At 68.4% G+C, this 22761-nt stretch carries 26 protein-coding genes and 3 tRNA genes; 23 read left to right on the plus strand and 6 right to left on the minus strand.

Annotated features, from left to right (window positions below):
* Positions 1–117 precede the first annotated feature (117 nt).
* Entirely contained in the window at positions 118–570 is a 453-nt protein-coding gene (mce, locus tag EOV43_RS05065; protein WP_128219966.1) for a methylmalonyl-CoA epimerase, read from the minus strand.
* 124 nt (positions 571–694) lie between these two features.
* Here mce and EOV43_RS05070 point away from each other — a divergent pair, with 124 nt between their 5' ends.
* Together EOV43_RS05070 and meaB are read left to right on the plus strand one after the other, a co-directional pair.
* Positions 695–1888: an acetyl-CoA C-acetyltransferase gene (locus EOV43_RS05070; protein WP_128219967.1), complete on the plus strand. Its 1194-nt coding sequence runs from the start codon at positions 695–697 to the stop codon at positions 1886–1888.
* 8 nt (positions 1889–1896) lie between these two features.
* Positions 1897–2874 (plus strand): methylmalonyl Co-A mutase-associated GTPase MeaB, encoded by a 978-nt coding sequence (gene meaB / locus EOV43_RS05075; RefSeq protein ID WP_128219968.1) that lies wholly within the window; start codon positions 1897–1899, stop codon positions 2872–2874.
* Between the two features lie 48 nt (positions 2875–2922).
* On the opposite strand, the gene EOV43_RS05080 is transcribed toward meaB, so the two are convergent.
* Together EOV43_RS05080 and EOV43_RS05085 are read right to left on the minus strand one after the other, a co-directional pair.
* On the minus strand, positions 2923–3489 hold the full coding sequence (locus EOV43_RS05080; RefSeq protein WP_128219969.1) for a hypothetical protein: 567 nt from the start codon (positions 3487–3489) through the stop codon (positions 2923–2925).
* 74 nt (positions 3490–3563) lie between these two features.
* Positions 3564–3929 carry a roadblock/LC7 domain-containing protein gene (locus tag EOV43_RS05085; RefSeq protein ID WP_128219970.1) on the minus strand — a complete coding sequence of 122 codons (366 nt, stop codon included), beginning with the start codon at positions 3927–3929 and terminating at the stop codon, positions 3564–3566.
* 275 nt (positions 3930–4204) lie between these two features.
* Between EOV43_RS05085 and EOV43_RS15350 the strand changes: the two genes are divergently transcribed.
* A complete protein-coding gene (locus EOV43_RS15350) occupies positions 4205–4375 on the plus strand; it encodes a hypothetical protein (RefSeq protein WP_164878727.1) in 171 nt (56 codons plus the stop codon).
* 6 nt (positions 4376–4381) lie between these two features.
* Positions 4382–4906 (plus strand): PH domain-containing protein, encoded by a 525-nt coding sequence (locus tag EOV43_RS05090; RefSeq protein WP_128219971.1) that lies wholly within the window; start codon positions 4382–4384, stop codon positions 4904–4906.
* Between the two features lie 29 nt (positions 4907–4935).
* On the opposite strand, the gene EOV43_RS05095 is transcribed toward EOV43_RS05090, so the two are convergent.
* On the minus strand, positions 4936–5667 hold the full coding sequence (locus tag EOV43_RS05095; protein WP_128219972.1) for an SDR family NAD(P)-dependent oxidoreductase: 732 nt from the start codon (positions 5665–5667) through the stop codon (positions 4936–4938).
* 217 nt (positions 5668–5884) lie between these two features.
* On the opposite strand from EOV43_RS05095, the gene EOV43_RS05100 reads away from it, so the two are divergent.
* The gene (locus tag EOV43_RS05100) at positions 5885–6826 is read left to right on the plus strand and encodes a co-chaperone YbbN (protein WP_128219973.1); all 942 of its coding nucleotides are present in this window, start codon (positions 5885–5887) and stop codon (positions 6824–6826) included.
* A 103-nt stretch (positions 6827–6929) separates the two neighbouring features.
* Here the strand turns inward: EOV43_RS05100 and EOV43_RS05105 are convergent, their stop codons facing one another.
* Positions 6930–7724, minus strand: coding sequence for an NUDIX hydrolase (locus EOV43_RS05105; protein ID WP_239022241.1), 795 nt, complete (start codon positions 7722–7724; stop codon positions 6930–6932).
* A gap of 46 nt (positions 7725–7770) precedes the next feature.
* Positions 7771–8304 carry a DoxX family protein gene (locus tag EOV43_RS05110; RefSeq protein ID WP_128219974.1) on the minus strand — a complete coding sequence of 178 codons (534 nt, stop codon included), beginning with the start codon at positions 8302–8304 and terminating at the stop codon, positions 7771–7773.
* Positions 8305–8450: 146 nt separating this feature from the next.
* Here EOV43_RS05110 and EOV43_RS05115 point away from each other — a divergent pair, with 146 nt between their 5' ends.
* From EOV43_RS05115 to EOV43_RS05195, 18 genes are all read left to right on the plus strand, one after another.
* Positions 8451–9230 carry an enoyl-CoA hydratase/isomerase family protein gene (locus tag EOV43_RS05115; RefSeq protein WP_128219975.1) on the plus strand — a complete coding sequence of 260 codons (780 nt, stop codon included), beginning with the start codon at positions 8451–8453 and terminating at the stop codon, positions 9228–9230.
* Positions 9231–9313: 83 nt separating this feature from the next.
* The gene (locus tag EOV43_RS05120) at positions 9314–9577 is read left to right on the plus strand and encodes a hypothetical protein (protein WP_128219976.1); all 264 of its coding nucleotides are present in this window, start codon (positions 9314–9316) and stop codon (positions 9575–9577) included.
* Positions 9578–9742: 165 nt separating this feature from the next.
* Positions 9743–10597 (plus strand): DUF6801 domain-containing protein, encoded by an 855-nt coding sequence (locus tag EOV43_RS05125; protein ID WP_128219977.1) that lies wholly within the window; start codon positions 9743–9745, stop codon positions 10595–10597.
* A 220-nt stretch (positions 10598–10817) separates the two neighbouring features.
* A complete protein-coding gene (locus EOV43_RS15545; RefSeq protein ID WP_206611397.1) occupies positions 10818–11681 on the plus strand; it encodes a hypothetical protein in 864 nt (287 codons plus the stop codon).
* Between the two features lie 145 nt (positions 11682–11826).
* Positions 11827–12618 carry an electron transfer flavoprotein subunit beta/FixA family protein gene (locus EOV43_RS05135; RefSeq protein ID WP_128219978.1) on the plus strand — a complete coding sequence of 264 codons (792 nt, stop codon included), beginning with the start codon at positions 11827–11829 and terminating at the stop codon, positions 12616–12618.
* A gap of 11 nt (positions 12619–12629) precedes the next feature.
* Positions 12630–13583: an electron transfer flavoprotein subunit alpha/FixB family protein gene (locus EOV43_RS05140; protein ID WP_128219979.1), complete on the plus strand. Its 954-nt coding sequence runs from the start codon at positions 12630–12632 to the stop codon at positions 13581–13583.
* A 173-nt stretch (positions 13584–13756) separates the two neighbouring features.
* Entirely contained in the window at positions 13757–15022 is a 1266-nt protein-coding gene (locus EOV43_RS05145) for a glutamate-5-semialdehyde dehydrogenase (protein WP_128219980.1), read from the plus strand.
* 29 nt (positions 15023–15051) lie between these two features.
* Entirely contained in the window at positions 15052–15204 is a 153-nt protein-coding gene (locus EOV43_RS15355; RefSeq protein ID WP_164878713.1) for a hypothetical protein, read from the plus strand.
* A 1-nt stretch (position 15205) separates the two neighbouring features.
* Positions 15206–15841 (plus strand): nicotinate-nucleotide adenylyltransferase, encoded by a 636-nt coding sequence (nadD, locus tag EOV43_RS05150; protein WP_277745789.1) that lies wholly within the window; start codon positions 15206–15208, stop codon positions 15839–15841.
* Entirely contained in the window at positions 15838–16275 is a 438-nt protein-coding gene (gene rsfS / locus EOV43_RS05155) for a ribosome silencing factor (protein ID WP_128219981.1), read from the plus strand. The genes nadD and rsfS overlap by 4 nt, the downstream gene beginning before the upstream one ends.
* Positions 16276–16301: 26 nt before the next feature.
* On the plus strand, positions 16302–16952 hold the full coding sequence (locus tag EOV43_RS05160; RefSeq protein WP_128219982.1) for a histidine phosphatase family protein: 651 nt from the start codon (positions 16302–16304) through the stop codon (positions 16950–16952).
* Between the two features lie 128 nt (positions 16953–17080).
* Positions 17081–17153: transfer RNA gene (locus EOV43_RS05165), tRNA-Ala, on the plus strand.
* A 220-nt stretch (positions 17154–17373) separates the two neighbouring features.
* Positions 17374–17446: transfer RNA gene (locus EOV43_RS05170), tRNA-Ala, on the plus strand.
* Positions 17447–17666: 220 nt separating this feature from the next.
* Positions 17667–17739: transfer RNA gene (locus EOV43_RS05175), tRNA-Ala, on the plus strand.
* A 288-nt stretch (positions 17740–18027) separates the two neighbouring features.
* On the plus strand, positions 18028–19404 hold the full coding sequence (locus EOV43_RS05180) for an FAD-dependent oxidoreductase (protein WP_128219983.1): 1377 nt from the start codon (positions 18028–18030) through the stop codon (positions 19402–19404).
* A gap of 256 nt (positions 19405–19660) precedes the next feature.
* Positions 19661–20713 (plus strand): class I SAM-dependent methyltransferase, encoded by a 1053-nt coding sequence (locus EOV43_RS05185; protein WP_128219984.1) that lies wholly within the window; start codon positions 19661–19663, stop codon positions 20711–20713.
* Positions 20714–20797: 84 nt separating this feature from the next.
* Positions 20798–21103, plus strand: a complete 306-nt coding sequence (locus tag EOV43_RS05190; RefSeq protein WP_128219985.1) for a hypothetical protein — start codon at positions 20798–20800, stop codon at positions 21101–21103.
* A 142-nt stretch (positions 21104–21245) separates the two neighbouring features.
* Positions 21246–22748, plus strand: a complete 1503-nt coding sequence (locus EOV43_RS05195; protein ID WP_128219986.1) for an ABC transporter substrate-binding protein — start codon at positions 21246–21248, stop codon at positions 22746–22748.
* Positions 22749–22761: the final 13 nt, after the last annotated feature.

The raw sequence follows: 22761 nt of genomic DNA on the forward strand, positions 1-22761 counted from the left end.
CGCGGATGGTTCGGGGGACGAGTGTGCAGGGGGCGTCGAAGCCCCGGAAATGCCGCGAGAGCCGGACCTCGGTGAGGTTCCGGCTCTCGGGAGATGCTGCGTCGAACGGGGCAGGAATCAGTGGTGGGCGTCGGCCGCGGGCTCGACCAGTTCGACCAGCACGCCGCCGGCGTCCTTGGGGTGGACGAAGTTGATGCGCGAGTTGGCGGTGCCGCGCTTCGGCTCGGGGTAGAGCAGGCGGACGCCGCGCTCGCGCAGGACGGCGCTGACGGCGTCGACGTCGGTGACGCGGTAGGCGAGCTGCTGCAGGCCGGGGCCGGAGCGGTCGAGGAACTTCGCGATCGTGGAGTTCTCGTTCAGGGGAGCGAGCAGCTGGATGCACGAGCCGGAGTCGCCGACGGCGACCATCGCCTCGCGCACGCCCTGCTCCTCGTTGGTCTCCTCGTGGGCGACCTCCATGCCGAAGACGTCCTTGTAGAACTTGATCGCGACGTCCAGGTCGGGCACGGCGATGCCGACGTGGTCGATGGCGGTGAAGAGGGGGGCGGGGATCTCCAGGGGTGCAGTCATGGACACATGTTCACCCGCGTGCTCGCGAGAGCTGCGCACAGGTCCACATCAGGGACACTCGCAGGCCCCCCGAACGGGGGGACTAGGCTCACGTCAACCGAAGCACTCAGGAGGCACCTCGCTCATGTCTGGCACCACTTCCGTCATCGTCGCTGGCGCGCGTACCCCGATCGGCCGCCTTCTCGGCGGACTCAAGGACCTCACCGCAGCAGACCTCGGTGGCATCGCCATCAAGGGCGCCCTGGAGAAGGCCGGCATCTCCGGCGACCAGGTCGAGTACGTCCTCATGGGCCAGGTCATCCAGGCCGGCACTGGTCAGATCACCGCTCGTCAGGCCGCCGTCAAGGGCGGCATCCCGATGGGTGTTCCCGCGCTGACCATCAACAAGGTCTGCCTCTCCGGCATCAACGCGATCGCCCTGGCCGACCAGATGATCCGTGCCGGTGAGCACGACGTCATCGTCGCCGGCGGCATGGAGTCCATGACCCAGGCCCCGCACCTGCTGCAGAAGTCCCGTGAGGGCTTCAAGTACGGCGACACCGGCCTCGTCGACTCGATGGCCTACGACGCCCTCTACGACCAGTTCACCCAGCAGGCCATGGGCAACCTCACCGAGGCGTGCAACGCCGGTGGTGCCCAGCTGACCCGCGAGGAGCAGGACGCCTTCGCCGCGCAGTCGCACCAGCGTGCTGCCAAGGCACAGGCCAACGGCGTCTTCGACAACGAGATCGTCCCGGTCACGATCAAGACCCGCAAGGGCGAGGTCGTCATCTCCGCGGACGAGGGCGTCCGTGGTGAGACCACCGCCGAGTCTCTCGGCAAGCTCCGCCCCGCGTTCGCCAAGGACGGCACCATCACCGCCGCCTCGTCGTCGCAGATCTCCGACGGTGCCGCTGCCGTCGTCGTGATGAGCAAGGCCAAGGCCGAGGAGCTCGGCCTGGAGTGGCTCTGCGAGATCGGTGCCTCCGGCCAGGTCGCCGGCCCCGACTCCACCCTGCAGCTCCAGCCGGCCAACGCCATCAAGAAGGCGGCCGACAAGGAGGGCATCGCCGTCTCAGACATCGACCTGTTCGAGATGAACGAGGCCTTCGCGGCCGTTGGTATCGAGTCGGCCCGTGCGCTCGGTGTCTCCGAGGACATCGTCAACGTCAACGGCGGCGCCATCGCGCTGGGCCACCCGGTGGGCATGTCCGGAGCCCGCGTGGTCCTGCACGTCGCGCTCGAACTGCAGCGTCGTGGCGGCGGCATCGGTGCCGCTGCCCTCTGCGGTGGTGGCGGTCAGGGCGACGCCCTGATCGTGCGGGTCCCGAAGGTCTGAGAGCACGCATGAGCAACGCTCACGGGGGCCGGCGCCGCAAGGCGTCGGTCCCCGACCTCGTCTCCGGGGCGCTGGACGGGAACCCTGTCGCGCTGGCACGTCTGCTGTCCCTGGTGGAGAACGGCGCTCCCGGTCTGAGGGAAGCGATGTCGCTGTTGGCGCCGCATGCCGGTCGGGCCCACGTCGTGGGCATCACCGGTGCACCGGGCGTCGGCAAGTCCACCAGCACCAACGCGCTCGTCTCCGAGCTCCGTTCGCGTGGCAGGCGAGTGGCGGTCCTGGCCGTGGACCCGTCCTCGCCCTTCTCCGGAGGTGCGCTGCTGGGGGACCGGATCCGGATGGAGGATCACGCCACCGACGCGGGAGTCTTCCTTCGCTCGATGGCCTCGCGTGGCCACCTGGGTGGGCTGTCCTGGGCGGCGCCGCAGGCCCTGCGGGTCCTCGACGCAGCAGGCTTCGACGTCGTCCTGGTCGAGACGGTCGGCGTGGGCCAGAGTGAGGTCGAGATCGCTGGGCTCGCCGACACCTGCGTCGTCCTGCTTGCCCCCGGCCTGGGGGACGGCATCCAGGCGGCGAAGGCCGGGATCCTGGAGATAGGCGACCTCTACGTCGTCAACAAGGCTGACCGCGAGGGTGCGGACACGGTGCGCCGGGAACTGCGCAGCATGTTCAGCCTCAGCGGTTCGTCGCAGGAGGGCTGGCGCCGGCCGGTCCTCAAGGCGGTGGCACGCACGGGCCAGGGCGTGGCGGAGTGGGCCGATGCCCTGGAAGCGCATCTGGAACACTCCCGCGAGAGCGGGACGTTGGACGTTCGGCGTCGCCGTCGAGCTCGCCGTGAGGTCGAACAGATCGCGACCGAGATGTTGCGTGCCCGATGGTCGCTCGCCGGTGGGGGAGAAGCCCTGGAGTCATTGGCGGTCGAGATCGTCGCAGGGCGGAGTGATCCCTGGAGCGCTGCGGACCTGTTGGTCGGCCACTCGTCCTGACGAACAGCTGGGGGCCCGACGCTGTGATGCGTCGGGCCCCCAGCTGTTTCATGCGGAGAGGATCTCCTTGGCGGTGCGCTGTGCGTGCACGATCGCGAGTCCCAGGACCGTCTCCTGCAGGGTGATGCGGAGCAGGAGTCCTGCCTCGGGACGGGGAGCATGGACCACCGCGACCATGTCGCCGGTCACCAGCGTCACCGTGGCGACGTCCAGCGCGTCCGGCGGAAGCCCCAGCCCGTCGCACAGGCGGGAGGTGGAGACAGCCAGAGCTTCAGCCTCCTCGGCGCTCACGCCGACGTGGGCCACTGCAGCGCCGTCGTGGGTGGCCACCACCGCGGAGCGGAATCCGTCCAGTCGGGTGGCCAGTGCCTCGAGGATCTCCCCGATGGCGGGCTGCAGGTCGAGGAGCGTCGCCGGAATCGGCGCTGCTCCCCGATGCCGTGGGTCCATGGCTGCCTGACGCCGACGTACCTCCAGTGCGGTCCCCTGGAGGCCCATCACCTTGGGGCGCGAACCGTCCGGCGTACGTGAGGGCAGAGGCGGCGCCGTTGACTGCCCCAGGAGGTCCACGGTCGAGGCTGGTGCTTCGTCCGTGAAGGCCTCGGTCTCTGGCATGCCCATGAGCCACCGCGTGATCCTGGATCCTTGTCGGCTCATCGCCACGTGCTCCGTGCTGCGGGTTCTACCGCTCAGCCCAGGGCGGTGGCGGCGGACTTCACCGCGTTGCGGAGCAGGGCCAGGTTGGTGGAGGAGCGATCCGCGGCGACGTAGATGAAGGCGCCGTCGCCCACGAGCTGGATCAGGTGGAGCTGGTCGCCCAGGGTGAGCAGCATGTCCTCGAGACCGGTGGTGATGTTGAGGACGCGCATCGTGTTGAGCTTCGCCTTGACGAGCTCGGAGTTGTAGGCAGAGGCGACGTCGAGGTCGAAGTCGGGACGGCTCGTACGCGAGGCCAGCGGCATTCCGCTGTCCAGGTCGACCAGCGAAGCGGCGATGAAACCCTGCACGGAGGTGGAGATCTGGGCGATGACTGCGTCGAACTGGTTCTCGGACATGGCTGTCTCCTGACAGTGGTGGGGTGGGGCGGGGCACCGTGGCGTGCGGTGCGTCGGGATGGCCTCCGCGGCAGCAAGGGCACGGCCGCTGGGAGTGGTGTCCGTCAGGCTAGGGCGAGAGGTATCTCGTTCGCTGGAATATTCACGAAGTTGCGTGTGGAAACGTGAAGAAGCGCTGGATGCAGTCCACGTACCCGCCTTGGGGCTGTCGGTGAAGGGCGTGCCACTGGTAGGAAGGTCCAGACCTGTGGCCACACTTCGGACGGAGTCAGTACGTGAAGATGAAGAAGTTGCTCCTCATCGTCTTCGTGGCCTTCCTGCTCTTCTGGCTGTTCCAGGACCCGTCCGGCATGGCCGCCGCGCTCGAGAGCCTGTTCACCAAGGCATGGGACCTCTGTGCGGGATTCTTCGACTCGGTGCTGTCCTTCGTACGCGAGTTGGGGTGAGTCGATGTGGGACTCGTCGCGAGGCTGGGCGACCCGGACGTCGGTCAGTACCTCTTGCGTGAAGAGGGTGAGGTCGTGGTGGACGAGGTGCGTCACCACTGGGTTGCCTACTCCCGCGCCAGCCTCGAGTTCGTCCTCGGACTGCTGGCTCTGACCCTGGTTCCCTTCGCAGAGGTCGACGTTGCGTGGCTGCCTCTGGTGATTGGCCTGGTGCTCTGGGGGCGAGCGGCCTGGCTGGGACTGGTGGAGCACATGGACCGCTTCGTCATCACGAACATGCGCGTCTTCCGGGTGCACGGCGTCCTCAATCGCAAAGCAGCCACGATGCCGCTGGCCCGCATCCTCGACATCACCGTCATCAAGCCCCTCGCGGGCCGGATCTTCGGGTACGGACACTTCTGCTTCGAGTCCGCCGCTCAGGAACAAGGGCTGCGTGACATCCGGTTCGTCGGTCGCCCCAACGACCGCGACCAGTCCATCCAACGGGTCGTGCAACGAGCGGGCCTGCGCGGGCCCAAGATTCCCAACTGACCCGGCGTTCCCGCTGGGCCGGGAACGACTCAGACGTGCTGGTCGGCGGTGAAGGTCTGGCCGCTCAGGGCGCGCGCCCCGCTGGAGGCGAGAAACAGGGTGATGGACGCCAGGTCGGCAGCGGTGGCTGAGGGGCGCAGGCGCGTGATCACCGCACCGCCGTTCTCCCTGTGCGCCCACGAGCTCTGGGCCGGCAGGTTGGGGCGAGACGCCGCCAGGACCGCGTTCACCCGGGCCCCGAGGCGTGACCAGGCGCGTCCGGTCTGGGCCGTCAGGGAGCGGAACTCGGCCTCGGCCTCAGCCGGGGGAAGGGTGAGGGTCAGCCAGTCCAGGCTCTGGCCCGTGTGCACCACTGCGCCGCCGCCGGCGTGGGCGGTGGAGCAGAGTCTGGCCCGGAGCTGCTGCGTGAGGCGCTGTGGCCCGACGAGGCCCAGACGCGCGGAGTGCATCAGGAACTCGCGCTCGTGTTCGTCGAAGGCACCCGGCAGCCGTGCGCCGGCCGCATTGACGAGGACGTCGACCTGGCCGATGCGTTCCACGAAGGAGTCGATGCCTTCGCTGCTCGCGAGTTGCAACTGGTGGTAGGAGAAGCGGTCCAGATCGGCGTCGTAGAGCGACGGGAGGATCTTGGTTCCCGTCACCGACACCCTGGCGCCGCAGGCACGGAACGCCTCGGCGATCTCCAGGCCCGTTCCGCGCGCACCTCCGGTCACCACGACGTGGCGTCCACTGAAGTCAAAACCGACGTCGATCACCGACATCCCCTCCGCCCCTCATCGGGAGAACAGAGCCTCACCGACGTCTCCCTGTCCAGCCGGCGAGCGTCGGCCGGACGTGAGGTTTCTATCATTCGGGTCACGATTCGGGAAGGGGGTGGCAACGCCCTGTTCACCCTCCGGAACGCCGGGCGAAGCCGTCAGGGGACACGCCGCGGACTCAGCGTCGCGTGGCGAGGGGGCATCCGGAAGAATGTCGCCCATGACCCAGCAGCCCTTCAGCCGTCCCGGTGCCGTCGACCTCTCTGCTCTTCGACGCCCCGCCGCGCCTGCCCGTCCGGCCGCAGGTGCCCCCGTCGACCCTGAGGCCGCCGTTGCCGGCAGCGCCTACTCGGTCGTCGTCGACGAGCAGAACTTCCAGACCCTGCTCGAATCCAGCATGAACGCTCCTGTGCTCCTCGTGTTCTTCTCGCGCACCCGGATGCCGGAGTCTGGCCAGCTGGCAGACGACCTCGAGACCCTGGCCGACGAGTTCGAGGGGCGTTACCTCGTCGGGCTCGTCGACGTGGAGCAGGCGCCCACGATCGCCCAGGCCATGCAGATCCCGTCGGTGCCTCTCGTCGTGGCCGTCGTGGACGGGCGCCCCATGCCGCTCTTCCAGGAGATCGCGCCGATCGACCAGCTCCGCGAAGCGCTCACCCAGGTCGGTCAGCAGCTCACCGCGCAGGGCATCACCACGCGTCACCAGCCGCGCCACACCGGTGAGGTCGAGGGCGCGGAGGGGGAGACCTACGACCCCCGGTACGCCCCTGCCATGGAGGCGCTGGCTGCTGGTGACTCCGCCGGGGCAGTGGCCGAGTACCAGAAGCTCGTGACCGCCAACCCTGCCGACACCGAAGCAGCCGTCGGCCTGTCGCGGGCCAAGCTCATCCACCGCACTCGCGGTGTCGACCTCCAGGCCGCCCGCGCCGCTGCTGCCGCTGGCCCCGACGACGTCGATGCCCAGCTCCTGGTCGCTGACCTCGACCTGCTCGGCGGTCACGTCGAGGACGCCTTTGCGCGCCTCACCGACCTGGTGCGACGCACCGCCGGGGACGAGCGGACCCGGGTGCGCAACCACCTCGTCGAACTGTTCGCCGTCGTCGGTGGTGAAGACCCGCGCGTCCTGCGCGGACGTCAGAACCTGGCCTCCGCCCTCTTCTGATCCCGCGATGACGACGAAGGGCCCTGCCGCACGGCAGGGCCCTTCGTCGTCCGTGGCTCGGGACGTCGGTGGGCCCGGGTGATGACGGGCCGGCGTCGCGGGATCAGACCGGACTCTCTGGGGGCCTTCCGGACTCCCGGTAGGACGCACCGTCCTGGAGTGCGCGCAGGGACTGCTCGACACGCCGAGCGGTGAAGTCAGCGGACCGCTCGCGCACCTCGTCCAGGGTGCAGAAGTGCAGAGCCTTGATCTCGCGCGGGTCCAGGACCGCACGCCCCAGCAGCGAGGAGTCGTGGACCCCACCGTCGAAGACCATGCACAGGGCGTCGTCCCAGCCGCTCCACGCCGGTAGCCAGTCGGTGAGCAACAGCCCCCGGGCAGGGATGCGCAGGGAGAGCTCCTCGGAGATTTCGCGTGAGACCGCGGCGTGGGGGGACTCACCGACTTCCACCACACCTCCGGGAAGGTCGAGGTCGGGCTTGTAGGTGAGTTCGCACATCAGTACTCGGGAGGAGTCGTCGCGCACCAACATCTGCGCGATCGCCCGCTTGCGGGGCAGGAAGGCGTTGAGCAGTTGTCGGAACCCGGCCGGTTCGGAGACGGGCGCGTCCGTGGCCAGACGTCCGTACAGGATGCGATCGTGGTGCACGCCGTCCTCGACAGCTCCGCCGCGCACCACTCCCTCACGCTGCAGACCGGACCAGGTGGCCAGCCGCTGCGAGGCCGAGTCCTCGGGGGCGATCCACGCCTCGACACGCCCGTGGTCCACCAAAGCGCGGGCGATGAGTTCCCGCACCAGTCGCGCGGTGTCGTTGAAGCTCTCCGTGGCCAGCGCAGCGGGCCACCACAGGAGTGCAACCCCTGGGCGACTGGTGGTCAGGCTCGGATCAAGGCTCACGCCCTCACCCTAGCGACGGTGTGTGCAGCGCCACCGGCGCCGGGCCTCAGCCGATGCCTGGAACCTGGGTGGCCGCGAGACGCGCCTCGAGTGAGGCGGTGCGAGCCAGGTGGCGCGCCTGGCGCTTGGCGTCCTTGGTCGCACGACGGGTTCGCCACGCGAGGCCGGGCTTGCCCTCGGTGTCCACCGCAGCCAGGACGAGACCGCCGAGGATGGAAGCGTTCTTGGCGGTCTGGTGGAGATCACCGCGACGCTGGGTCGGATCGGTGGCCCTCCAGAACGGGTGCGAGACCACGGTGCTCGGCACCAGCGTGGCCGCGAGCACGATCGACGACGTCCGGGGGAGACGTCCAGTGGCGAGCGTCGCCGCCGCGACGAGCTGTACCCCGGCCGTGGCCCGGGCGATCACCAGTGGATCCTGGGGGATCGGGATGCCCCGGCTGCGCAGCGCGGGCACGACCCGGTCGGTGAGGTTGCGGGCGCGTACGGCGGCGGTGGCGGGATCGCGCAGGACCTGAGCGCCGCCGACGGCGAAGACGCTGGCGAGAAGAGGGCGGGCAAGACGTCGAGTGATGGCCATACCCCTTGCCTACACCCTTCTGGGTGGGATGTGCACCCATCACACGGGTCGGGGGAGTGCGAACTTCGCGGGAGAGGGTGTCGTTAGGCTCGCCCCGTCCGCCGGCCGAGGCCGGTCAACGTGCACGGAAGCAGGAGTGATGTCACATGGGTGAGTTCGTCAGGCTCGAGGTCGTCGACGGTGTCGCGACGTTGAGGTTGGATCGTCCCAAGATGAACGCCCTCGACTCGGCGATGCAGGAGGAGATCCGGGCGGCTGCCCGCGAGGCCACCGAGCGCGACGACGTGAAGGCCGTCGTGGTGTGGGGAGGTGAGCGCGTCTTCGCCGCCGGCGCCGATGTCAAGGAGATGGCCGACATGTCGTACACCGACATGGTCAAGCGTTCCGGTGAGCTCCAGGCCTGCTTCTCGGCCGTCGCGAAGATTCCCAAGCCCGTCGTCGCCGCCGTCAACGGGTACGCCCTCGGCGGTGGCTGCGAGCTCGCACTCTGTGCCGACGTCCGGATCGCTGCCGAGAATGCAGTCTTCGGTCAGCCCGAGATCCTGCTCGGCATCATCCCCGGCGCCGGTGGCACCCAGCGCCTCACGCGTCTGGTCGGGCCCTCCAAGGCCAAGGACCTCATCTTCACCGGTCGTTTCGTCAAGGCCGACGAGGCGCTGGCGATCGGCCTGGCCGACCGCGTCGTCCCGGCCGAGGAGGTCTACGACGAGGCGGTGAAGTGGGCCTCGCAGTTCACCGCCGCCGCTTCGTTCGCGTTGCGCGCCGCCAAGGAAGCCGTCGACAAGGGCATCGAGGTCGACCTCGAGACCGGCCTTGAGATCGAGCGCCAGCAGTTCGCCGCCCTCTTCGCCACCGAGGACCGCGCCATCGGCATGGGCTCGTTCGTCGAGCACGGCCCGGGCAAGGCCCAGTTCGTCGGCCGATGAGTCGATCTGACGGCGCACGGCCGTCGTCGGTCCGGGGCCCCCGGGGTCGTGCTGCGCGCACGCTCCGGGGGCTCTGTTCCGTCGTGGCGGTCCTGCTGGCCGTGAGCGTGCTCCTGCTGCTCCTGGGCGCTGAGGGCGACCTGCCGGGGTGGACGTACGTCGCCCGAGGGGCGGACGCGGTCTCGCCGTCGGTTCTGGAGGGGCTCGGGCCGGGGATTGCCTTCGTGGGTGAGGGGCTGCGGGAGTCCGCGGCGCGATGGAGCGTGGCCGCCCTGGGCTGGCTCGTTCTCGGTGTGCTGCTCGGAAGCGTGCTGGGGTGGATCTCGGGCGGCCGCAGGCGGAGGTGAGGGACCCGGCGAGGGTGCTCGGTCGGCGTCACCCATCTTGGGGAGTGTGCAGTCAGGACGGCTGCGAGGGGTGCCGGGCGGACTCGGATGTGACTACAGTCACGAGACGTTGTTACGCACAGGTAACAACGTCTGCTGACAAGCATCTGGGAGGAAACCTTGTCCATGCTCCGCATCCGCCGTTCGTTCGCCGCTCTCGCCACGTCCGCCGTGGCCGCTTCGGGCCTCGTGGCTCTCTCGCCGGCCGCCTCTGCCGCGGCCTCCGACGTCCCGTTCAACTGCGCCTTGCCATTCCTGGGCGCCAAGGTCTTCACGGTGAGCGCCGATGCGACCTTCCCTGCCAAGGTGCAGGCCGGCAAGGCGAGCTCCTACGAGTTCGTCGCCACGGTGTCCATTCCCGACGATGTGCGCCGTGACGCGCGAGGGCTGCTGGGTGAGAAGGTCAGCGGAAGTGCCACTGTCCCGTCGACCCTGGGTTCGCAGGCGCTCACCGTCGCCGCCACCATTCCCACTGTCGAGATTCCGACGACCGAGGGCCCCTTGGTCGTCCAGGTGAAGGGCAAGGGGAACTTCGTTGCTCCCGCAGCGGGCACTGCTGCTGTCACGGTCAAGGACTTCGACGCAGCGCTGGTCTTCAACAAGAACGGTGTCGACGGCAGCCCGTTCAAGATCAAGTGCAGCGCTGCGAGCGCCGTCGAGATCGCCACGGTCAAGGTCACTGCCGCCCCCAAGGCGCCGGTCAAGGCGACGTCGAAGACCACGGTCAAGATCGCCAAGAAGGGCAAGAAGGCCACTGCGACCGTCACGGTCAAGGTTGGCAAGAAGGCCGCCGCGGGCAAGGTGAGCGTCTCGCTCAAGCAGGGCAAGAAGACCAAGAAGGTCACGGTCAAGCTCAATGCCAAGGGCGTCGGCAAGGCCACCTTCTCCAAGCTCGCCAAGGGCAAGTTCACCGTGAAGGCGACCTATGCCGGGAATGCCAAGACCAAGGGCTCGAAGAAGTCGGTCATGGGCAAGATCTGATCCGCTCCGAGCGCGGCACGGCCTCCCGGCGACGGGGCGTTCCGTGCTGCTCCGAAGTGAACCGCAGCAGCCCCGTCCGGCGACGCCGGACGGGGCTGACTGATTTTGGGTAATCGCAGGTCAGCGGTGGTTTCCATGCATTTCTTGTGGCTAAGGTCACAGGTTGTTGCGGGTGCGCATTCTCGGGCTCGCAACGCACATTCCTAGGGAGGGAAACTCAATGCGTTCGTTCTTCAATCGCCCTGTCACGCTCGTGGCCTCGACCGCTCTCACGGCCGCCGGTCTCGTCGGCATGGCTGGCACGGCCCACGCTGCTGCGGCACCCACGCAGAGCTTCAACTGTGCGGTCTCGATTCTCACTGACCAGGCCTTCACGCTTGACGTGACGCCTGATCTCCCGGCGGCCGTCACCCAGGGTGACAGCATCACCGGAACCTTCTCGGGCAGCGTCAGTGTGCCGAACAGCACCGTCAGTGCTGCCTACGCGTTCCTGAACGGCCGAGCGCTGGAGGGCACCGCCACGATCCAGGCGAAGTTCGGCGACAAGCCGATCGAGCTGACCGCTTCCCTGCCGAAGACCGCGCTCCCGTCAGGCGGCGTGCTCCAGATCCCCGTCAGTGGCTCCGGAACGTGGGTCGCCGACACCACCGGCACCCAGGAGCTCACCATCCAGGGCTTCGAGGCGCCGCTCACCATGACCAAGGCCGACGGCACCAGCCAGGCCGCGGCTGCGTCGTGCAAGGCAGCCGCGGGCAACAAGGCGATCGGTTCCACCGTCGTCAGCGCCCCGGCCCCGGAGCCGACGCCGGAGCCGACGCCGGAGCCGACCCCGGAGCCGACCCCGGAGCCGACGCCGGAGCCGACGCCCACGCCGGAGCCCACCGCGACCCCGACCCCGACCCCGACCCCGACGGCGACCCCGACTGTGACGCCGAAGCCCAGCCCCACGGCCACCCCGACGCCGACCACTGCTCCGGGTACGCCCAGCCCGGCGCCGTCGAAGTGGACGCCCGTCACGGTGCTGATCACGGTGGCGCTGACGATCCTGCGTGATCTGCTGAAGGCAGTGCTCAAGAAGCACTGATCCTGCCTTGCTCGCCGGGTTTCGGCCCGCGTGGCAGTGAACTGTGAAATGCCCCACCGTGGACCTCCGTTCCACGGTGGGGTTTCGCGGTTGTACTCTCGCTCACACATTCGAGTGCACAGGAGGAGCCTTCGGGCGAACCGCCATGAACATTGTTGTCTGCGTGAAGTACGTCCCCGACGCGACTGCCGATCGGCAGTTCAAGTCGGACAACACCGTCGACCGCGTCGGCGTCGACGGCCTGCTGTCCGAGCTCGACGAGTACGCCGTCGAGCAGGCGCTCCAGGTCAAGGAGAAGCGCGACGGCGAAGAGATCACCGTCACCGCGCTGAGCGTCGGCCCCGAGAAGGCCGTCGACGCCGTCCGCAAGGCGCTGCAGATGGGTGCCGACAAGGGCGTCCACGTGCTCGACGACGCGATCGCGGGCTCTGACGCCGCCGCGACCTCGCTCGTCATCGCCAAGGCTGTCGAGAAGGTCGGCCCCGTGGACCTCGTCGTCTTCGGCATGGCTTCGACCGACGCCGGCATGGGCGTCGTCCCCGCCATGGTCGCCGAGCGCCTCGGCCTGCCCCAGGTCACTCTCGCCTCCGTGGTCGAGACCCAGGGCAACCAGGTCCGCATCAAGCGCGACGGCGACGCGGCCACCGAGGTCATCGGCGGCACGCTGCCGCTGGTCCTCTCGGTGACCGACCAGTCGGGCGAGGCTCGTTACCCGTCCTTCAAGGGCATCATGGCCGCGAAGAAGAAGCCGCTGGAGACCTTCTCGGTCGCCGACCTCGGCATCGACGCCGGTCAGGTAGGCCTGGCCGCCGCGTGGACGCAGGTGGAGGCCACCGCTGCCCGCCCGCCGCGCACCGCCGGCGAGATCGTCAAGGACGAGGACGGCTCGGGCGCCACGGCGCTCGTCGAGTTCCTCGCCTCGAAGAAGTTCATCTGAGGAGCCTGAACATGTCTGAAGTTCTCGTTGTCGTCGACCACGTCGACGGTGCGGTCAAGAAGCCGACCTACGAGCTGCTGACCATCGCTGCCCGTCTGGGTGAGCCGTCGGCCGTCTTCATCGGTTCCGCTGCTCAGGGCGCGCAGGTTGCCGAGGCCGTCAAGGCCTACGGTGCTGAGAAGGTCTACGTCGTCGACGACGCGCAGATCAAGGGTTACCTCGTCGCCCCGAAGGCCGAGGTCCTCCAGCAGCTCGTCGCCAAGACCAGCCCGGCCGCCGTGCTGATCCAGTCCTCCGCCGAGGGCAAGGAGATCGCGGCTCGCCTGTCGGTCAAGATCTCCTCCGGTCTGATCACCGACGCCGTCGACGTTCAGGCTGGTGGCATCACCACCCAGTCCGTGTTCGCCGGCAACTTCACGGTGAACGCCAAGGCGACCCAGGGCACTCCGGTGATCACGGTCAAGCCCAACTCTGCCGCCCCGGTGGAGAAGGCTGCAGCTGGCGCCGTCGAGCAGTTCGACGCCGTCATCTCCGACGCCGCCAAGACTGCCCAGATCGTGGCGTCGCAGCCGCGTCAGGCATCGGGTCGCCCCGAGCTCACCGAGGCCGCCGTCGTGGTCTCCGGTGGTCGTGGCACCGGTGGCGACTTCACCTCGGTGGAGGCGTTCGCCGACTCGCTCGGTGCCGCTGTCGGCGCCTCGCGCGCCGCCGTCGACTCCGGCTGGAAGCCGCACACCTTCCAGGTCGGCCAGACCGGCAAGACCGTCTCGCCGCAGCTCTACGTCGCGGCGGGCATCTCCGGTGCCATCCAGCACCGTGCCGGCATGCAGACCGCCAAGACCATCGTCGCGGTCAACAAGGACGAAGAGGCTCCCCTCTTCGAGCTGGTCGACTTCGGTGTGGTCGGCGACCTGCACGCCGTTCTCCCGGCTGCCACCGCGCAGATCGAGGCCCGCAAGGGCTGATCGACCACGGTCGTTCCGAGACCCCGTCACCCGGTGGGTGGCGGGGTCTCGTCGTTCCAGCGTGCGTGCTGGCACGCAACGTGGGGCACGCTGATGACCGCATCGTGGGACGGATGAGGACGGCGTGGACCGGAATCTCTCGCATGCTGGTCGGCGACCTAGAATTCGTTGCCATGAGCACCGTTGAGCACTCTGTCGTCACCGCCGTCCAGGAGGTCGCAGTCAAGGCCCGTGAGGCCAGCTACGACCTTGCCGTTGCGACCCGGACGGTGAAGGACGCAGCGCTGCTCGCGATGGCCGATGCGCTCCTGGCCTCCACCGACTCGATCCTGGCCGGCAACGCCGAGGACGTGGCCCGCGCCGAGGCGAACGGCACCTCGCCCAACATCATCGACCGTCTGCGCCTCGACCCCGAGCGCCTCGAGGGCATGGCGCAGGGCCTGCGTGACGTCGCCGGGCTTCCGGACCCCGTGGGTGAGGTCGTTCGCGGATCGACGCTGGCCAACGGCCTCGAACTGCGTCAGGTCCGCGTGCCCTTCGGTGTCATCGGCATGATCTACGAAGCCCGTCCCAACGTCACGGTCGACGCGGCCGGCATCTGCCTGAAGTCGGGCAACGCGGTGCTTCTGCGCGGATCGTCGAACGCCCGTTCGTCCAACGCTGCGATCGTCGAGGCCCTGCGCGGCGCCGTCGTCGCCTCCGGCCTGCCTGCTGACGCCGTCCAGATGGTGCCGGGTGAGACCCACGACTCCGTCAAGGCCCTGATGCGTGCTCGCGGTCTGGTGGACCTGCTGATCCCGCGTGGTGGGGCAGGCCTGATCAACTCGGTCGTGACCGAGTCGATCGTCCCCGTCATCGAGACCGGCGTCGGCAACTGCCACGTCTACGTCGACGCCGCCGCAGACCTCGAGAAGGCCCTGGCGATCGTCATGAACTCCAAGACCCAGCGCAACAGCGTCTGCAACGCCGCCGAGTCGCTCCTCGTCCACGAGGACGTAGCCAGCGAATTCCTGCCGCGCGTGGTCGAGGCCCTTCAGGGTGCCGGTGTCACCATCCACGGCGACGAGCACTTCGCCGACTTCGACGGCGTCCTGCCGGTGACCGAGGAGGACTACGCCGAGGAGTTCCTCGCCGCCCGCATCGCGGCGAAGGTCGTCGTGGACGTCGAGGAGGCGATCGCGCACGTGCGTCGCTACTCCTCAGGGCACACCGACGCCATCGTCACCGAGGACATGGCGGCCAGCCGTCGTTTCGTCGCGGCGGTCGACTCCGCTGCCGTGGCGGTCAACGCCTCCACCCGTTTCACCGACGGCGGCGAGTTCGGGTTCGGTGCCGAGATCGGCATCAGCACCCAGAAGCTCCACGCCCGCGGCCCGATGGGTCTGCCCGAGATGACTTCGACGAAGTACGTCGTGGTCGGCGACGGCCACGTCCGCTGATCACCTGAACACCCGATAGGATCCCTCCCATGCTGAACTCTGCCATCGTCCTCGCATCCTCCGAAGAAGCCCACGCCTGGGGCGGGGCTGACCCGTACTGGGTCGGCGCAACCGTCCTCGTGATCATGCTCGGCATGATCGGCGCTCTGATCGCCTTCGGCAACGGCCGCGAGCACAGCTGAGTTGAACACCCCACGTCGGGTCGGCGTGATGGGCGGGACGTTCGATCCCGTCCATCACGGCCACTTGGTGGCCGCCTCGGAGGTGCAGTCGAAGTTCGACCTCGACGAAGTCATCTTCGTGCCCACCGGTGACCCGTGGCAGAAGGCTGACCGCCAGGTCTCGCCGGCCGAGCACCGTTACCTGATGACGGTCATCGCCACTGCCTCCAACCCGCGGTTCAAGGTCTCGCGCGTCGACATTGACCGCGACGGGCCGACGTACACGATCGACACCCTGCGCGACCTCCGGGCGCAGATGCCCGACGCCGAACTGTTCTTCATCACCGGCGCCGACGCACTCGCCGACATCTTCACCTGGCGCGACGCCACGGAGCTCTTCAGCCTGGCTCAGTTCGTCGGTTGCACGCGTCCCGGGTACGAGATGGATCCCGCGACGTTGGCGGCGATCCCCGCCGACCGTGTGACGATGGGGGAGATCCCTGCGTTGGCCATTTCGTCGACGGACTGCCGTCGTCGCACCCAACGCGGCGAGCCGGTCTGGTACCTCGTGCCTGACGGGGTCGTCCAGTACATCGCCAAGCACCACCTCTACACCGACTCCGCCCCTCGGGTCGCGGAGCAGAAGGACCCTTCGTGAGCGCCACCGATCACGCCCTCGCCCTCGTGCGCACCGCAGCGATCGCTGCCTCTGACAAGCTCGCCGACCGCATCATGGCGTTCGACGTCAGCGACACCCTCGCGATCACCGAGTCGTTCGTCCTCGCCTCGGCCTCGAACGACCGCCAGGTCCGGGCCATCGCCGAGGAGATCGAGGACCAGATCCGTGAGCAGCACGGCGAGAAGCCGCTGCGCCGCGAGGGTCACCGTCAGGGTCGTTGGATCCTGCTGGACTTCGCTGACGTGGTCATCCACGTCCAGCACACCGAGGAGCGTGCGTTCTACTCCCTCGAGCGTCTGTGGCGCGACTGCCCGGCCATCGAGCTGCCGGCCGAGGTCGGGCCGCACGCCGGTGAGCACGTTGTCGACGACTCCGAGGACGACCCGGACGCACTCGCTCCCGCCATCGTCTGATCCGGACGAACGAGCGGAGCACTGACATGGGAGCAGGCACCACGGTGAGCGAGAGCGCGCCGAGGCGCCTGCTCCTTCTGCGTCACGGACGCACCTCCTGGAATCTCGAAGGACGGGTCCAGGGACAGACCGACGTTCCCCTGGACGAGGTCGGGGTCGAGCAGGCCCGGTTGGTCGCGCCGGCGCTGGCCAAGTACGCCCCGGTCCTGGTGCGAAGTTCCGACCTCGCTCGCGCGCGGGTGACTGCTGAGGCGGTGGCCGACGCGTGTGGGGTGGAGGTCTCACTCGACTCCCGCCTGCGGGAGTTCGACCTGGGGGAGCGCGCGGGAGCCCGGCTCACCGACTATGCCGCGGCCCACGCCGACGAGTACGCAGCGTTCCGTGCGGGTCGCTACGACGTCGTGCCCGGTGGGGAGAGCAGGGAGCAGCTCGTCGAGCGTTTCGTGCCCGCGGTGCAGGACGCGCTGCGTGCACTGCGCCCGGGGGAGTTGGGCGTGGTGGTGGCGCACGGCGCCGCGCTGAAGGTGGCGGTCGCCGCGCTGCTGGGCTGGCCGGCGGAGGCCGTGGGCACGATGCACGCCCTGGGCAACTGTCACTGGGTCGAGATCGACGATTCCGGGGCGCCGGAGAACCTTGCCGGTGGCCTGCGTCTGGTCGCCTGGAACCGGCACGCCTGAGCCTGCTGCAGGGCTCGGAGGCCGGAGCGGTGCGAGGGCGCTTGCGTCCGGTACCCCCTGATTTCCCACGCATGCGGGCGTGTACTAATGTTTTCCATGTCGCCGCGAGAGCGGGGGCAAACCCCAGCGGGGGTGTGGCGCAGCTGGTAGCGCACCTGCATGGCATGCAGGGGGTCAGGGGTTCGAGTCCCCTCACCTCCACCGCAACGAAAGGCCCGGACATTGCGTCCGGGCCTTTCGTCATTGCGGCTGTCATTGCGGCTGTCACTTCGGGCGTCGTTGGGCGTCGTGTCTGCTTCGGCGTGGTTCCGGGGGCCTGGCGGTGCTTCTCCGGTGCGTGTCCGTGGCCCCGGTTGGGATCTGGGGCGGGTGGTGTACTAATGTTTTCCATGTCGCCGCGAGAGCGGGGGCAAACCCCAGCGGGGGTGTGGCGCAGCTGGTAGCGCACCTGCATGGCATGCAGGGGGTCAGGGGTTCGAGTCCCCTCACCTCCACCGCAACGAAAGGCCCGGACATTGCGTCCGGGCCTTTCGTCATTGCGGCTGTCATTGCGGCTGTCACTTCGGGCGTCGTTGGGCGTCGTGTCTGCTTCGGCGTGGTTCCGGGGGCCTGGCGGTGCTTCTCCGGTGCGTGTCCGTGGCCCCGGTTGGGATCTGGGGCGGGTGGTGTACTAATGTTTTCCATGTCGCCGCGAGAGCGGGGGCAAACCCCAGCGGGGGTGTGGCGCAGCTGGTAGCGCACCTGCATGGCATGCAGGGGGTCAGGGGTTCGAGTCCCCTCACCTCCACCGCAACGAAAGGCCCGGACATTGCGTCCGGGCCTTTCGTCATTTCGGCTGTCATCTCGGCCCCCGGACCGACGGCTCATGGAGGAGGGTCCTCCCGACGGCTCATGGAGGAGGGTCCTCCCTGCGCACCTCGTCCGATTGTTGGACAATTCCACGAAACTCGTTGACGGGCCGTGCTGCGGTCTGTGATGCTCTGCTGGCGCAGAGGACTGACCCGTTCGTGTGTCCCCAACCGGGGGTACTGGGGTCTCCCGTGGGGGGATTGAGCCGAATCGCAGGAGAACTCCCATGAGTGATGGTCCCGACCTCGTTGTCGCCGGTGCTGGCGGCGGACTGATTGCAGCCCTCCGGGCCGCACGCAGCGGACTCCAGGTCCTCGTCGTCGAGGCGAGCGAGCACTTCCGCAAGGGCAACAACACGGCAATCTCCACGGCGATGATCCCGGGCATCGGCTCGCGCTGGCAGGCCGAGGCCGGCGTCGACGACAGTGTCGAGCGTTTCGTCGGAGACGTCTCGAAGAAGACCAAGGGCATGGGTGACCTCGCGCTTGCCGGCACCCTGGCGCGCGTCTCGTCGCCGATGCTGGAGTGGATGGCCGACGACCTCGGGTTCCCGCTCTCCCTGGTGACCGACTTCCAGTACCCGGGTCACACCGCGTTCCGCTGCCACACCCTCGAGGGTCGCCACGGCAGCGTCCTGCTCGACCTCCTGGTGCGTGCTGTCGAGGCCGAGGAGAACATCGATCTCTTCGTCCCGGCCCGCCTGGTCGAGGTCCTCGTCGACGGGACCGAGAAGGTGGCTGGCGTCGTCATCGAGATGCCCGACGGCTCGCGCGAGGAGATCCCGACCGACGCCGTCCTGCTCTCCACCAACGGTTACGCCGGCGACGCTGGTCTCGTGGGCCACCACATGCCTGAGATCGCCACGGCCCAGTACCACGGCTCTGAGCACTCCAAGGGCGATGCCTTGCGCATCGGCGCCGGTCTCGGTGCCGAGGTCGCCTACCTGGACGCCTACCAGGGTCACGCGGCGCTCTCCAAGCACGCCAGCACCCTCGTCGGCTGGGCCACGATCATGCACGGCGGCATCGTCCTGAACTCCGAGGGCAAGCGCTTCGGTGACGAGACCCAGGGCTACTCCGAGTTCGCTCCGCTCCTGGCTGCCCAGCCGGGCGCAGAGGGCTGGATCGTCGTCGACGCCGAGATCCACGAGCGCTGCCTCGCCTTCACTGACTACCAGCACTGCGTCGAGGCCGGAGCCGTTCTCTGGGCCGACGACGTGACCGGGCTCGCGGAGGTCACCAAGCTTCCCCTCGACGTCGTCGAGGCGCAGCTGGCGGCCGTTGCTGCCGTGAGCGCAGGGGAGGCCGAGGACGAGTTCGGCCGGACGTCGTTCCCGCACGCCATTGCGCCGCGTTACGCGGCGATCAAGATCATCCCGGCGCTGTTCCACAGCCAGGGTGGTCTGTGTGTCGACGAGCATGCCCGTGTCCGTCGTGCGAGCGGGGGAGTCATCGAGGGTCTCTACGCCTCCGGCGGCGCGGCCAACGGCATCTCGGGTCACGGCTCCAGCGGCTACCTCGCGGGCAACGGCCTGCTCCCGGCGCTCGGCCTGGCCTTCCTGGCTGCGGACCACGTCGCGGCGCGCGCCACCGTGACCGCCTGATCGGCCACCCGGTGGGGTGAGTGGGGGCCGTTCCGGGGTGCTTGCCGGGAGGGCGTGAGCCGCGGCTCCACGCCGTCCTGACAGGCACCCCGAATGGGGGTGAAGGTGTCATCTGTGTGACACTTCCTCGGCCCCCAGTTACCCAACTGTTAATTCAACGAGTGAATCGTTGACCAATCGTTGATTGGCGCTTAAATTTCAGTTATCAACTTCCACGGGGCGGGGTGGGGGTTCCCAGATAGTGATAGGAGTTGCGATGGACATCGCACTGCGTCAGCGCCGCCGAGCCGGCCTGGAGTTCCTCGGATCGGTGCAGAACTACGCCGGCAAGACCCTCCAGGCAGCTGCGGGGGAGGCCTACCGTTCCGCCGTTCCCCAGCCGCCGCTCGACCTCGACTCGCGTCGGGCGTCCGTCTACGAGGTCCTCGAGGGCCACTCCGGCTGGGAGTTCGACCGCTTCCTCACCCGCTGGGTCGCCGAGGAGATCTACGTCCGTGCCCTCCCCGCGATCGAGGAGAAGCGTGACTCCGTCGAGGCCTGGCTGGACGTGAAGAACCCGGTCGGTTCGCTCACGCTCAACCCCGAGATGGTGCCCCCGGCCTACTGGGAGGGCGGCTTCCACCTCGCTCCCGGCGGCTGGGACGGTCACGACCTCATGGGCCCCGCCATCTCCGAGCTCGTCTTCGCCTACGTCCTCACCCCCGGCGGTGTCGGCGCGGTCAAGGCCGGCGAGAACCTCATGAGCCAGCGCGACCAGGTCGCCGGCGAGACCCCGCGCACTGACTACAAGCACGTCGTCGAGCTCGGTGCTTCCTCGGGTCGCTTCACGTTCGCGCTCAAGCGTCGTCTCCCGAACTCCAAGATCACCGCTGTCGAGCTCTCCGCCTCCGCGCTGAAGCACGGTCACGCGCTGGCCAGCGACAAGGGCGTCGAGATCGACTTCGTCCACGCGCCCGCCGAGGCCACCGGCCTCCCGGACGGGTGCGCAGACCTCGTCGCCGCCTACACCCTCATGCACGAGGTGCCGGTCGAGGAGAACCTCAAGATCGTCGCCGAGATGTTCCGACTCCTCGAGCCCGGCGGTCACCTGCTGATCTCCGAGATCGCTCCCTACGAGCACCAGGACGCCTTCCGCTCCGTCGTCCTGGACTGGGAGACCGAGAACCGCGGTGAGCCGTACTGGCGACAGGTGATGGACCACGACTGGGCTGCCGAGCTCGCAGCGGCAGGCTTCGTCGACATCGAGGCCTACGGCGTCGGCGGCGGCGTGTACCCCTGGGTCACCCGCGCCACCAAGCCCGCCGTCTGAGCCTCGCCAGACGCAACCCCTGAGAACCGGGCTCGCACCTTCCCCGAGACGAGCCCACCCCACTTTCCCCCCAGGAGGCCCGCCATGTCCGGTGGCGACGTTCCCACCCGCCCGTCGTACCTCGGTTCCGACCGACTCGACGACATCACCCGGATGCTGACCGAGGTCGCATCCGAACTCTGGATCCTCAAGGACCGAACCATGGTCCTGGAGGCGCTTCTCGCCGAGGCCGGCGTCACCACTCCGGCCGCCGTCGAGGCCTACCAGCCGTCCCCTGAGACCGCCCAGGCGATCGCCAAGGAGCGCGCTGCGTTCTCGGCCCGGATCTTCGGTGCCGTGTTCGACAACGAGAAGCGTCTGGAGCGAGAGCTCGGCACCGTCGAGCGCTGACTCGCTCCATCTGGGTCCCCGGTCCACCACGCCGGGGCCCAGAACCGCACCACCCGCTCGGGTCCCACCGTCGCGTCACCACACGCGTCGGCCCAGCCGAGCACCACTGACATCCCCCCACTGACATCCCGAGGTACCCCCCATGAAGAACACCCTGAAGCGTTCTCTTGCCGCACTGGCAGTCGGCGCCACCCTTGCCGGTGCCCTCACCGCCTGCGGCGGTTCGGACGAGAACTCGGGCTCCGCCGCCGACCTGATCAAGGTCGGAACCACCATCTCCCTGGGTCAGATCGACCCGATGGCGATGCAGTACAAGACCATCCAGCACAACGTCTTCGACGGTCTCGTCCGCGTCACCCCCACCGGTGAGGTCGAGGGTCGACTCGCCACCGAGTGGACCCGGGTCGACGACACCACCGTCGACTTCACCCTCCGCGAGGGTGTGAAGTTCCACGACGGCACCGACGTCACCGTCGAGGACGTCGTCTACTCCTTCAACGAGCCGAAGGAGAACGCCACCCTCGCCTCCACCCTGATCATGACGATCACCGGTGTCGAGGCAGTGGACGAGAAGACCGTCCGCATCACCACCGCGTCGCCCGACCCGCTGCTGCTGAAGTCGGTCGGTCAGATCTCCATCGTCCCGGCCAAGGTCTACGAGGCCAAGGGCGGCGTCGAGTTCGCCAAGGCCCCGATCGGCACCGGCCCGTACAAGGTCGCCACCATCGACGGTGACCAGAAGGTCACCCTCGAGGTCAACGACGACTTCTGGGGCGAGAAGGCCAAGACCCCCAAGGTCGAGCTCCAGTACTTCGCCGACGGCAACGCGCTGGCGACCGCCTTCGAGTCCGGCCAGGTGGACGTGGCCCACGAGCTGCCCCCGACCGCCCTCAAGACCCTCGAGGGCAACGACGACTTCGTCGTGAAGTCCGGTTACGCCGGCAACCAGAACATGATCACCTTCAACTCGACCAAGGGCGTCTTCAAGGACGAGGCCGTGCGCGAGGCAGCGAACAAGGCGATCGACGCCCAGGGCCTGATCGAAGCCCTCACCTACGGCCAGGGCCTCCTCGAGGACGGTCAGCTTCCCATCGACGGCATCTTCGGCTACTCCGCCGACATCAAGCGCCCCGCCTACGACGCCGCCGCCGCCAAGGCTGCCGTCAAGAAGGCCGGTGCCGAGGGTGCCAAGATCGTGATCGCCGGCCCGTCGCTCTACAAGCCGCTCCTCGAGGTGGTCGCTGCTCAGCTCAGCGAGGCTGGCTTCAAGCCGGTCGTCGACTCCCTGGAGACCTCGGTCTGGCTCGACGGACTGCGCAACGGCTCCAACGCGGACGTCTTCTACAAGGGCGTCTCGGACATGGGCTTCTTCGACGCCGACCGTTCCCTCTCGCAGCTTGCCCGCGGCGAGAAGGCCATGGTCAAGGACGCCAAGTACTCCGAGCTCTACGCTGCCCAGCGCACCGAACTCGACGAGACCAAGCGTGAGCAGGCCATCCAGGCGGTCAGCGAGTACGTCGCCGACAAGGACTTCGTCCTGTGGACCTACGGCCGCCCGAGCGTCAACGCCACCATCGACGAGGTCTCCGGCCTCACCTTCGACAACGGCCTGATGCTCCTCCTGGACGACGCCGTCAAGAAGTGACGAGCTGATCCCA

The organism is Nocardioides yefusunii (assembly GCF_004014875.1).
GTDB classification, from domain to species: domain Bacteria; phylum Actinomycetota; class Actinomycetes; order Propionibacteriales; family Nocardioidaceae; genus Nocardioides; species Nocardioides yefusunii.

Excerpts from the sequence above, each read along its gene's own strand:
- mce (WP_128219966.1), bottom strand. The coding sequence starts at position 570 with ATGACTGCACCCCTGGAGATCCCCGCCCCCCTCTTCACCGCCATCGAC.
- EOV43_RS05070 (WP_128219967.1), top strand. The coding sequence starts at position 695 with ATGTCTGGCACCACTTCCGTCATCGTCGCTGGCGCGCGTACCCCGATC.
- meaB (WP_128219968.1), top strand. The coding sequence starts at position 1,897 with ATGAGCAACGCTCACGGGGGCCGGCGCCGCAAGGCGTCGGTCCCCGAC.
- EOV43_RS05080 (WP_128219969.1), bottom strand. The coding sequence starts at position 3,489 with ATGCCAGAGACCGAGGCCTTCACGGACGAAGCACCAGCCTCGACCGTG.
- EOV43_RS05085 (WP_128219970.1), bottom strand. The coding sequence starts at position 3,929 with ATGTCCGAGAACCAGTTCGACGCAGTCATCGCCCAGATCTCCACCTCC.
- EOV43_RS05095 (WP_128219972.1), bottom strand. The coding sequence starts at position 5,667 with ATGTCGGTGATCGACGTCGGTTTTGACTTCAGTGGACGCCACGTCGTG.
- EOV43_RS05100 (WP_128219973.1), top strand. The coding sequence starts at position 5,885 with ATGACCCAGCAGCCCTTCAGCCGTCCCGGTGCCGTCGACCTCTCTGCT.
- EOV43_RS05110 (WP_128219974.1), bottom strand. The coding sequence starts at position 8,304 with ATGGCCATCACTCGACGTCTTGCCCGCCCTCTTCTCGCCAGCGTCTTC.
- EOV43_RS05115 (WP_128219975.1), top strand. The coding sequence starts at position 8,451 with ATGGGTGAGTTCGTCAGGCTCGAGGTCGTCGACGGTGTCGCGACGTTG.
- EOV43_RS05125 (WP_128219977.1), top strand. The coding sequence starts at position 9,743 with ATGCTCCGCATCCGCCGTTCGTTCGCCGCTCTCGCCACGTCCGCCGTG.
- EOV43_RS15545 (WP_206611397.1), top strand. The coding sequence starts at position 10,818 with ATGCGTTCGTTCTTCAATCGCCCTGTCACGCTCGTGGCCTCGACCGCT.
- EOV43_RS05135 (WP_128219978.1), top strand. The coding sequence starts at position 11,827 with ATGAACATTGTTGTCTGCGTGAAGTACGTCCCCGACGCGACTGCCGAT.
- EOV43_RS05140 (WP_128219979.1), top strand. The coding sequence starts at position 12,630 with ATGTCTGAAGTTCTCGTTGTCGTCGACCACGTCGACGGTGCGGTCAAG.
- EOV43_RS05145 (WP_128219980.1), top strand. The coding sequence starts at position 13,757 with ATGAGCACCGTTGAGCACTCTGTCGTCACCGCCGTCCAGGAGGTCGCA.
- EOV43_RS15355 (WP_164878713.1), top strand. The coding sequence starts at position 15,052 with ATGCTGAACTCTGCCATCGTCCTCGCATCCTCCGAAGAAGCCCACGCC.
- EOV43_RS05160 (WP_128219982.1), top strand. The coding sequence starts at position 16,302 with ATGGGAGCAGGCACCACGGTGAGCGAGAGCGCGCCGAGGCGCCTGCTC.
- EOV43_RS05180 (WP_128219983.1), top strand. The coding sequence starts at position 18,028 with ATGAGTGATGGTCCCGACCTCGTTGTCGCCGGTGCTGGCGGCGGACTG.
- EOV43_RS05185 (WP_128219984.1), top strand. The coding sequence starts at position 19,661 with ATGGACATCGCACTGCGTCAGCGCCGCCGAGCCGGCCTGGAGTTCCTC.
- EOV43_RS05190 (WP_128219985.1), top strand. The coding sequence starts at position 20,798 with ATGTCCGGTGGCGACGTTCCCACCCGCCCGTCGTACCTCGGTTCCGAC.
- EOV43_RS05195 (WP_128219986.1), top strand. The coding sequence starts at position 21,246 with ATGAAGAACACCCTGAAGCGTTCTCTTGCCGCACTGGCAGTCGGCGCC.